Source organism: Streptomyces sp. NPDC051173 (assembly GCF_040689515.1).
Taxonomy (GTDB): domain Bacteria; phylum Actinomycetota; class Actinomycetes; order Streptomycetales; family Streptomycetaceae; genus Streptomyces.
This window is the reverse complement of the sequence record NZ_JBFBBD010000132.1, coordinates 1-8,735: the sequence shown is the minus strand read 5'-3', so window position 1 is coordinate 8,735 and position 8,735 is coordinate 1. Positions and strand designations below refer to the sequence as shown.

8 protein-coding genes are annotated in these 8,735 nt (G+C 74.2%); 1 reads left to right on the top strand and 7 read right to left on the bottom strand.

Going from position 1 to position 8,735, the window contains the following annotated elements; translation table 11 throughout:
• Positions 1–116: 116 nt before the first annotated feature.
• On the top strand, positions 117–428 hold the full coding sequence (locus AB0435_RS33445) for a hypothetical protein (protein ID WP_366428669.1): 312 nt from the start codon (positions 117–119) through the stop codon (positions 426–428).
• A gap of 18 nt (positions 429–446) precedes the next feature.
• Here the strand turns inward: AB0435_RS33445 and AB0435_RS33440 are convergent, their stop codons facing one another.
• From AB0435_RS33440 to AB0435_RS33410, 7 genes are all read right to left on the bottom strand, one after another.
• The gene (locus AB0435_RS33440) at positions 447–749 is read right to left on the bottom strand and encodes a hypothetical protein (protein ID WP_366428668.1); all 303 of its coding nucleotides are present in this window, start codon (positions 747–749) and stop codon (positions 447–449) included.
• An 85-nt stretch (positions 750–834) separates the two neighbouring features.
• Positions 835–1,047 carry a hypothetical protein gene (locus AB0435_RS33435; protein WP_366008420.1) on the bottom strand — a complete coding sequence of 71 codons (213 nt, stop codon included), beginning with the start codon at positions 1,045–1,047 and terminating at the stop codon, positions 835–837.
• A gap of 99 nt (positions 1,048–1,146) precedes the next feature.
• Entirely contained in the window at positions 1,147–2,751 is a 1,605-nt protein-coding gene (locus AB0435_RS33430) for a methylmalonyl-CoA mutase family protein (RefSeq protein WP_366428667.1), read from the bottom strand.
• 300 nt (positions 2,752–3,051) lie between these two features.
• A complete protein-coding gene (locus tag AB0435_RS33425; RefSeq protein WP_366428666.1) occupies positions 3,052–4,305 on the bottom strand; it encodes a hypothetical protein in 1,254 nt (417 codons plus the stop codon).
• A complete protein-coding gene (locus tag AB0435_RS33420) occupies positions 4,305–4,955 on the bottom strand; it encodes an RNA polymerase sigma factor (protein WP_366008425.1) in 651 nt (216 codons plus the stop codon). The genes AB0435_RS33425 and AB0435_RS33420 overlap by 1 nt, the downstream gene beginning before the upstream one ends.
• Before the next feature lie 34 nt (positions 4,956–4,989).
• Entirely contained in the window at positions 4,990–5,886 is an 897-nt protein-coding gene (locus tag AB0435_RS33415) for a DUF4328 domain-containing protein (protein ID WP_366428665.1), read from the bottom strand.
• Between the two features lie 607 nt (positions 5,887–6,493).
• The gene (locus AB0435_RS33410) at positions 6,494–8,554 is read right to left on the bottom strand and encodes a glycosyltransferase (RefSeq protein WP_366428664.1); all 2,061 of its coding nucleotides are present in this window, start codon (positions 8,552–8,554) and stop codon (positions 6,494–6,496) included.
• Positions 8,555–8,735: the final 181 nt, after the last annotated feature.

The following is an 8,735-nucleotide window of genomic DNA, read 5'->3' as shown; positions in this document are numbered from 1 at the left end:
AGTACGCCCAGTACGAGGGCTTCCGGCCGGCACGCCGAGAGCACGCACCGGACGCCGCTCCTTCCCCACGGAGATCCATCAGACACCCCTTAGCCCCCGACAGGGAAGAGGTTCTCGTGCCATCCGAGCAAGCCGAACCGATGCGTCCCGTGTTCACCTGCGTGGCCTGCGGGTGCGTCTATATGCCGCCCAAGAGCATGGCGTACCCGCACCTGGGCCTGACCGCCTCCCCGCTCCACTGCGGTGAGGCGGCCTGCCGGCGGGCCGTCGCGCAGTTGCCCCGGCAGCTCCAGGCGCTCTGTGCCAAGGCCGCCTGGTCCCAGGCGAAGACGTGGACGGCCAAGACCCCCACGCCCGCCACGGCCCACCCCCGACATCGCCCCCGCCCGGCCTCCCGCCCGGAGGGCAGCCGCTCGAAGCTGCGCTGAGGGGGTGCGGCCGGCGCGTCAGACGTCGGCGTAGCGCTTGAAGTCCGTCGTGTCGACGGTCCACGGGCCGAAGGGCACCTCGGCACCGGACTGGGCGACGACGTCCTGACCGGGATGCGTGGTCACCAACTGGGCGTTGAGCTGCCGCACGACGCGGGTGGCGATCGCCTCGTGCCGCTTGACCGGGCTCGTCATGACGACGACCCCCGCCGCCCCGATCTCGACCGCCCACGCCCCCGGCATGCGTTCGGCGACGGGCCGGAGCTCCTCGGCGATCCGCCGCATGCGTGCGTAGGTCTGCGGATCCACGGCTCCGGTCACGCTGTTCTCCTGGTCACTCGTACCCGTCGTGACGCCTCGATCGCACAAGGGCCGTATCCCCTCCGGCTCCGCCCCGCACCACGCCTCAGAACAGCTGCCCCTGCCCCTCCATGTCCGGTTCCTCCGGGTCGAAGAGGCGGGGTTCCGTGGAGAGGAGGGGGGCCGAGCGGCGGGAGCCGGGGCAGGAGATGAGGTCGTACGAGGCGCGGCGGCCCGGGGGGTCGTGGCGGGCGAAGCGACCGCCGACGACGGCGATCTCCCGGGAGCAGACGGGGCACGTGCGGCGCGGAGAGGACATCCGGCCATTTTCCCTCACCCGACGGGCGCTGGTCCCCGGTCCGCGCAGAAGGGTCAGGAGGGTCAAGAGGGTCAGGAGGAGTCAGGAGGGTCGGAAAGATCAGAAGGACTCGCTCGGCACGTACGTCCCCCACACCTCCCGCAGCGCCCCGCACACCTCCCCCACCGTCGCCCGCTCCCTGAGCGCGGTCTTCATGGGAGGCAGGACGTTGTCCGTGCCCGCGGCCGCCTCCTTCAGGCGGGCCAGGGCGTCCTCCACCGCCCGCGTGTCGCGGGCGGCGCGCAGCCGCCGCAAGCGCTCCACCTGCTGCGCCTCGATCGCGGGGTCGACGCGGAGCGGCTCGTACGGCTCCTCCTCGTCCAGCCGGTAGCGGTTGACGCCGACGACGACGCGCTCGCCGCTGTCGGTCTCCTGGGCGATGCGGTACGCGTTGCGTTCGATCTCGGCCTTCTGGAAGCCCTCCTCGATGGCGGCGACCGCCCCGCCCCGGTCCGCCACCCGCCGCATGAGGTCGAGCGCCGCCGCCTCGACCGTGTCGGTGAGCGACTCCACCGCGTAACTGCCGGCGAAGGGGTCGACCGTGGCGGTCACGTCCGTCTCGTGGGCCAGGACCTGCTGGGTGCGCAGGGCCAGCCGGGCGGACTTGTCGGTGGGCAGGGCGATGGCCTCGTCGAAGGCGTTGGTGTGCAGCGACTGGGTGCCGCCGAGCACCGCCGCCAGGCCCTGCACGGCGACCCGTACGAGATTGAGCTCCGGCTGCTGCGCGGTCAGCTGGACGCCCGCGGTCTGCGTGTGGAAGCGCAGCATCAGCGACTTGGGGTCGCGCGCGCCGAACTCCTCGCGCATCACCCGCGCCCAGATCCGCCGCGCCGCGCGGAACTTCGCGACCTCCTCCAGGAACGTGGTCCGCGCGACGAAGAAGAACGACAGCCGGGGCGCGAACGCGTCGACGTCCAGACCCGCGGCGACGGCGGTGCGGACGTACTCGATGCCGTCGGCCAGCGTGAACGCGATCTCCTGCACGGGCGAGGCACCGGCCTCGGCCATGTGATAGCCGGAGATCGAGATCGTGTTCCACCGGGGCAGCGCCTCCCCGCAGTAGCGGAAGGTGTCCGCGACGAGCCGCAGCGACGGCTGCGGCGGGAAGATGTACGTGCCGCGGGCGATGTACTCCTTGAGGATGTCGTTCTGCACGGTGCCGGTGAGGCGCCCGGCCGGCACGCCCTGCTCCTCGGCCACCAGCTCGTACAGCAGCAGGAGCGGCGCGGCGGGCGCGTTGATGGTCATCGACGTGGAGACCTTGTCGAGCGGGATGCCGTCGAAGAGCACCCGCATGTCCTCGACCGAGTCGATCGCGACCCCGACCTTGCCGACCTCGCCGCTCGCCAGGGGCGAGTCGGAGTCGTGGCCCATCTGCGTGGGCAGGTCGAAGGCGACGGACAGGCCCATGGTGCCGTGCTCGATGAGCCGCCGGTAGCGGGCGTTGGACTCGGCGGCGGTGCCGAACCCCGCGTACTGCCGCATCGTCCAGGGGCGGCCGGTGTACATCGTGGGGTGGACGCCGCGCGTGAAGGGGTAGGCGCCGGGGGCGCCGAGCCGCTCGGCGGGATCCCAGCCGGTGAGGGCGTCGGGGCCGTAGACCGCCTCGACGGGGAGTCCGGACTCGGTCGACCGCGTGCTGCTGCTCTCCGGCTCGCGCGCCATGGGTGCCGCCTCCCGCTGCTCGTCAGGCCGTGCGGTGTCCTTACAGGTACGTACAGGATGCTCCGCCGGACGGCGAAGGGGCAGCACCGGCGCGGCGCGTGGGGTGACGGCGGCGCAGTGGGATGTGGGGCGGGGTGTGGGGGGGCGCGGGCAGAGCCGGGGGAAGAGCCCCGCCCGCGCCGGTGCGCCGAGCCGACGGTATGGGGGGAACTCCGGCTCGTGCGCGGCCGATGACCAGTCGGCACACTTCCTACAGCGCCGCCGGCGCGAAAAACGTCACAGTAATCGTCACAGCAATCGTCACAGCAGGGGACGGAGCGGGGCGGCGAGCGGGTCCGGGAGCGCCTTCGAGAGCAGGAGCGGGGAGGTGCCGAGGACGGACGGGACGATCGGAACGGACCGGCCGCGGTGGCCGTCGCTCTTGCCGTCGCCGCCCTTGGTGTCGTTCCCGCCCTGGTCGCCGCCACTGGTGACGCCCTTGCCGGCGCCGTCCGCCGCGTGGCGCTCGCAGTACTCGCGCAGGGCGTCCGCGCTGCCGGCACCCGCGAAGCGCTCCAGGTCGCGGAGGTCGTGCTCGTCGACGTCCTGGCCGCTGCGCTGCTGCGCGGCGAGGAAGTCGCGGCAGAGCCGGGCGGCCCAGACCGTGCCGCCCTTGGCGGGGTCGGCGTCGTCGCCGTCGCGGTCCTGGCCGCCGTCGTGGCCGGGCGACGCCGAGGGGGTGCCCCCGGGTCCGTCCTCCTTGCCGCCGTGCCCGGCGGTGGCACCGCCGCCGGTCGGCGCCGGGGCGTGCGGCGCGCCGCTCCTGCGGGAGTCGCCGCCCTTGCCGCCGGGCGACGGCGAGGCGCTGGGCCTGCCGGACGGGGGCAGCGGCGTCTCCATGCCGGTGTCGTCGAGGGCGGAGACGCTGGCGCTGGTCTCGGGCTCACCGGCCGTACGGCCGAAGGGCGCCGAGAGCACGCCCGTACCTGCGGCGACGGCGACCCCGCCCAGCGCGCACCCGGCGACGGTCATGGCGAGGGCGACCTTCACGGGCCGCCACCGGCCGAACAGGCCCCGCGCCTTGTCGGCCACGCCGATGCGGACGACCGGGGCGCGGTGGTTGACGCGCGTAGGAGGCGTAGGAGGAGTGGAGCCCGCCGCGTCGGCGAGGGAGCGCGCGCTCACACCTGACGCTCCGTCAACTACGGGAGAGCCGGGTATGAGCCCGTGTGCGGCCTTCGGTGCGGCCGCGAGACCGTGGCCCGCGCCCGGCGCGCCCGACACGTCCGGCCGCGCGGCCGAGGCGTGCTCGCCGGGCGCCGTCGCGGGCGCGGCCTCCTCCGCGAAGGCGTGCGCCTCGCGCGTCCGTTCCGCGCGTGCCGTGCGGAACGCCGCCAGGGCCGCCTCCTCGCCCGGCAGGGCGTGGTCCGGCCGGGCCGGCTCCGGGGCCAGGGAACGCAGGAGCGCCGCCAGCCGCAGCTCCGCCTCCGGGCCCGCCGAAGGCGACTGCGCAGGCGCGAGCAGACGCTCCACGGCGTCGTCATCCAGCCAGTCGTGGCGGTGGTCGTCGGCCATCACATGTCCTTCTGCGTCCGCGTACGCAATTGCGTCACACCGGCAGAAGCATTCGCTCCGGTGTGTGACGGTTGTGCCTGCCGCTGCCCGGGGAGGGCGTCGGGCGCCGTCACCAGTTCGGCGAGCCGCCGCAGGCCCCGGTGGGCGGCGGTACGGACCGCGCCCGGCCGCTTGCCGAGGACCCCGGCGGCGCTCTTGGCGTCGAGCCCGACGACCACCCGCAGCACGACGGCCTCCGCCTGGTCCTGCGGCAGCTGGGCTATGAGCGCGAAGGTGTGGTCCGTGCCGAGCGACTCCAGGGCCTCCCCGGCGGTGTCCGCGTCGGCCGCGCGGCCCGCGAGTTCGCTCTCGTCGCCGCCGATGGCCGGGCGCCGGCCGCGCATCCGTATGTGGTCGAGCGCGCGGTTGCGGGCGATCCGTGCCGCCCAGCCGCGGAAGCGGTCCGCGTCCCCGGTGAACCGCTGCAGATCGCGGGCGATCTGGAGCCACGCCTCGGATGCCACGTCCTCCGCCTCGGCGTCCCCGACGAGGGTGCGCAGATAGCCGAGCAGGCGGGGATGGACCGTTCGGTAGACGGTGCGGAACGCCGTCTCGTCCCCGCTCTGCGCCGCGCGCACCGCGGCGGTCAGCTCAGTGTCGTCCCCCTGCACACCCTCATCCTGCCCCACTGGGAGAATCCTCGGCTCAGTGGCCGGCCGGGCCGTTGCCGTAAGGATTCTGCGGTGGGCCGCCCCAGCCGCCCGCCGCCGGACCGGGCTGCGCGGGCGGATAGGCCGGGGCGCCGTACGGCATCCCGGGCACCGGACCGGCCGCCGGACCCGCCATCGGCACGCCCATCGGGCCCATCGGCGCCACTGGCCCCATGGGTCCCATCGGACCCATCGGCGCGGGGCCCATGAGGGCGCGCTGCTCCTGGAGCCGCGCCAGCTGCCGCACCACGAAGATCGCGAGGACGCCCGCGGCCGCCGTCAGCAGGGCGGCGAAGGACGAGAGGTTGGCGGCGGACTTCAGGGTGTCGACATCGCTCTCCCAGGTGGAGCCGTCATAGCCGTGCGTCCGGAGCCGGGCGCTGGCGGTGGCGGCCGTGACGGACGCGATCGTGTTCAGGGCGAACGAGCCGATCCACAGGCACCACCAGGTGTTCAGCAGTCCCTTGGGCGCGCTCTGCGGGCCGGCCGGGGCGCTGGCCCGGTAGATGTCGTTGACGATCTGCTTGGGGAACCAGAGGTTGACCACGGGCGTGAACCACGCGCCCGCCGCCCAGCCGGTGCCCATGCGGTGCGTACCCGGGGCGAAGAGCTCGGCGTTGAGCCGCGCCCGCCGGAACCACACGGCCCACAGCGCGGAGGTCGCGGCGAGCGCCAGGAAGTAGACCAGCTGCGTCCCGAGGACGAAGCTGTCCGCGCTGTTGGCGTCGTCCACCACGCTGCCGCTGACGCCGTCGTCGATGACGGCCTGGATCGCCGAGCGCTGCTCCACGCGCGCCCAGAAGACGAACAGCAGGACCACCACGCACACCGACAGCAGCACGCTGAGCGCGATCCGCAGACCGCGCCGCAGGTCCGCGGCACCGACGGGCATCGCGGCGGCGTACGGATACGGCGGCGCCGGCGGCATCCCCATCGGCGGGGCCGGCTGCTGCTGGTACGCGCCGCAGGCGGCGCAGCGGCCGTCCGGACCGACGGCGGCAGCGCGGCATCGACCGCACGGATACATTTCTCAGACCCCCTGGGGACGTGGCCGGACTCAATCGATACCCCCCGGTTCCCCGGCCACCGGGACCGAACGGGAGAGCGGCGCCGCCTCGGGCGCGGACCCGCACGTTACGGGCAGGGGCCCGGCCTCGTCCAGAAACGGCCCCCACCTCACCGGTATGACAGTGTGACGGATTTACGGGCCGCGGCGCTGTAGGTAGTGCGGGCCCCACCAGGGTCCGCACCGGACGACGGTGGGAGCCTCTCCTGTGGGGGGTGGCGGCTCCTGCCGTCGTCCGTACTTGCGCATGGGGCTGCGCGCGCCTTTCTTTTTCCCCAGCCCCGCCCCTTCCCGAACTGGGGCTCGTGCCCCAGACCCCCGACTGCGGGCCGGTTGCCGCCTGCGGCGGGAGCGCCCTGCGGGCGCGTCCTCAAACGCCGGACGGGCTGAAATCAGCCCGCGTCTGGCGGCAATGGACCCGCGCCCACAGCCGCTACGCGGCGTCAGCCGCGGACGCGTCCTTGACCGTGATCGTCAGATCGTTCGTCACCGTGAAGTACGGCCGCAGCCGTACCTCGCCCCGCGCCGCCGCCGGGAACGTGTCGATGCCCTTGCGGTCGGCGAAGTCGCCCTCGACGCGGCCGACGCGTACGAGGGACGCGCCGGAAGCGGGGCGCGCCCACAGGTCCCACAGGTCCTGTTCGTCGGCGATGCGTTTCCGCATCGGCTCGTAGGGGAGGACGCCGGTGCCGTCCTCCAGAGGCACCCGGACGTCGCCGGCCGCGCCGTCGCCGTGGCGGAGCCGGGCGACGAGTTCGGCGCCGTCGCCCAGGGGCGCGCCGTGGAGCGAGACGGTGACGGCGATCCCGTCGTCGCCGACGCACACCCCGGTGGCCTCGGCGTGCCGCTCGCGCAGCCAGGTGCGGACGGCGAGGAAGCCGTCGCTCGTCCCGTACGGCACCCAGGCCGCCACCCCGGCGCCGGTGACCGCGAGCGGCAGACCGAGGAGCGCCTTCTGCTCGACGAGCGCCGCGGCCAGGCGGCGCCGGGACTTGTCCCCGGACCGCTCGACGTAGATGTCCCAGCGCCCCTCGGACATGGTGTGCGCGGCGCGCTCGATCCGGGCCGTGCCGTCGGCGGCCAGCGGCACGCGCACGGCCTCCTTGCCCTTGCTGCCGCGGTGGCGGAGCAGGACGTGGGTGTCGGCGGAGGTGAGCTGCTCCGGGCGCAGCCGTACGGTCAGGGAGCCGTCGGCCTCGACGGCGCAGCGGGCCTCGGGGTTGGCGATGTCGCCCCGCGGCGCGGGGGCGGCGGCCGCCGGCTGCTTGGCCTTGCCGCCGAAGAGGCCGCGCAGGAAGCCGCCCTTCTCCGGCTTCTCCGGCTCGGGCGCGGTGGAGCCGGGGCGGAGTTCCTCGAAGAGCTCCTCGTAGCGCCGCGCGATCCGGGACGGCTCGTAGCGGTGGGCGGTCTCGCGGGCCGCCGCGCCGAGGCTCCGGCGCAGGCCGGCGTCGCCGGTGAGCTTCAGGAGCGCCTCGGCGTAGGCGTCGACGGCGTCGGAGTCGTCGAGCGGGACGAGGATGCCGTCGGTACCGTCGGTGAGGATCTCGCGCGGGCCGTAGGGGCAGTCGGTGGCGATGACCGGCAGCCCGGCGTGCATGGCCTCGACGATGGTCATGCCGAAGGACTCGGCGTCGGAGGCGACGGCGGCGACGGCGCCCTTCGACCACTCGGTCTCGATGGGCGAGCGGGCGCCCATGAGCGTGACGCGCTCGTAGAGCCCGAGCTCCTCGATCTGCTTGCGCAGCTTGGCCTTGGCGGGGCCGCGGCCGTAGATCCGCAGGTTCCAGTCGGGGCGCTCGGCGGCGACCTTCGCGAAGGCGGCGACGAGGCGGTCGTAGCGCTTCACCGCGACGAGGCGGCCCGCCGAGACGATCGTCCGGGACGTGCCGTCGGAGGGCTCGGCGACGGGCGCCGGAACGGCGTTGGGGATGGAGAGGATGCGCGCGTGGGCGTCGGGGAGCGCCTCGCGGTAGTGCCCCGCGTCGGCCTCGGAGACGGTGGCGAAGGCGTCGAGCGCGGCGATCGCCGGGTCCATCACGGCGTGCAGCTCGGGGACGTGCGCCTCGTGGGTGAGGTGCTCCTGGCCGAGCCGCAGGAAGCGGTCGCCGCCGTACTTCGCGAGGTAGCCGATGAGCTTGGGGCGGGTGGCGATGACGACGTCGGCGTCGGTGGCGGCGAGGTGCGCGGCCACGCGCTCGTCGGTGAGGGCGGTCGCCGCCATCCGGCCGTTGTCGATCCGCTCGTCCCGGAAGATCTCGCTGGGCTGCTGGTTGAGCGGGGCCTCGTACTCGTCGCTGTCGGCACCCTCGCGCAGGTCGACCAGGGGGGTGAGGCGCACCCGGGGGTCGATGGTGAGCTCGGGTTCGTCCACGGGGCGGTTGACGCTGACGATGCGCACGTCATGCCTCTCGGCAAGGGCGGCGGCGAGGTTGACGGTCGAGCGGATGGTGCCGCCGATGCCGTAGGCGTTGTGCAGCAAGAATTCGATCTTCATCGGGCCCTCGTTCAAGTGCGCGTGCGTACTTCCCGGAGGGTAGGGCTTTTTGGGTGCGGGTGCGTTGCCGGGTGCGGCGGGCTTTTCCCCAGCCCCGCCCCTTCCCGCAGCATCTGATGCGCGGCTCCGCCGCGGCCGGGGCTCCGCCCCGGACCCGTGCCCGGGTGCGGGCCGGGGGCTT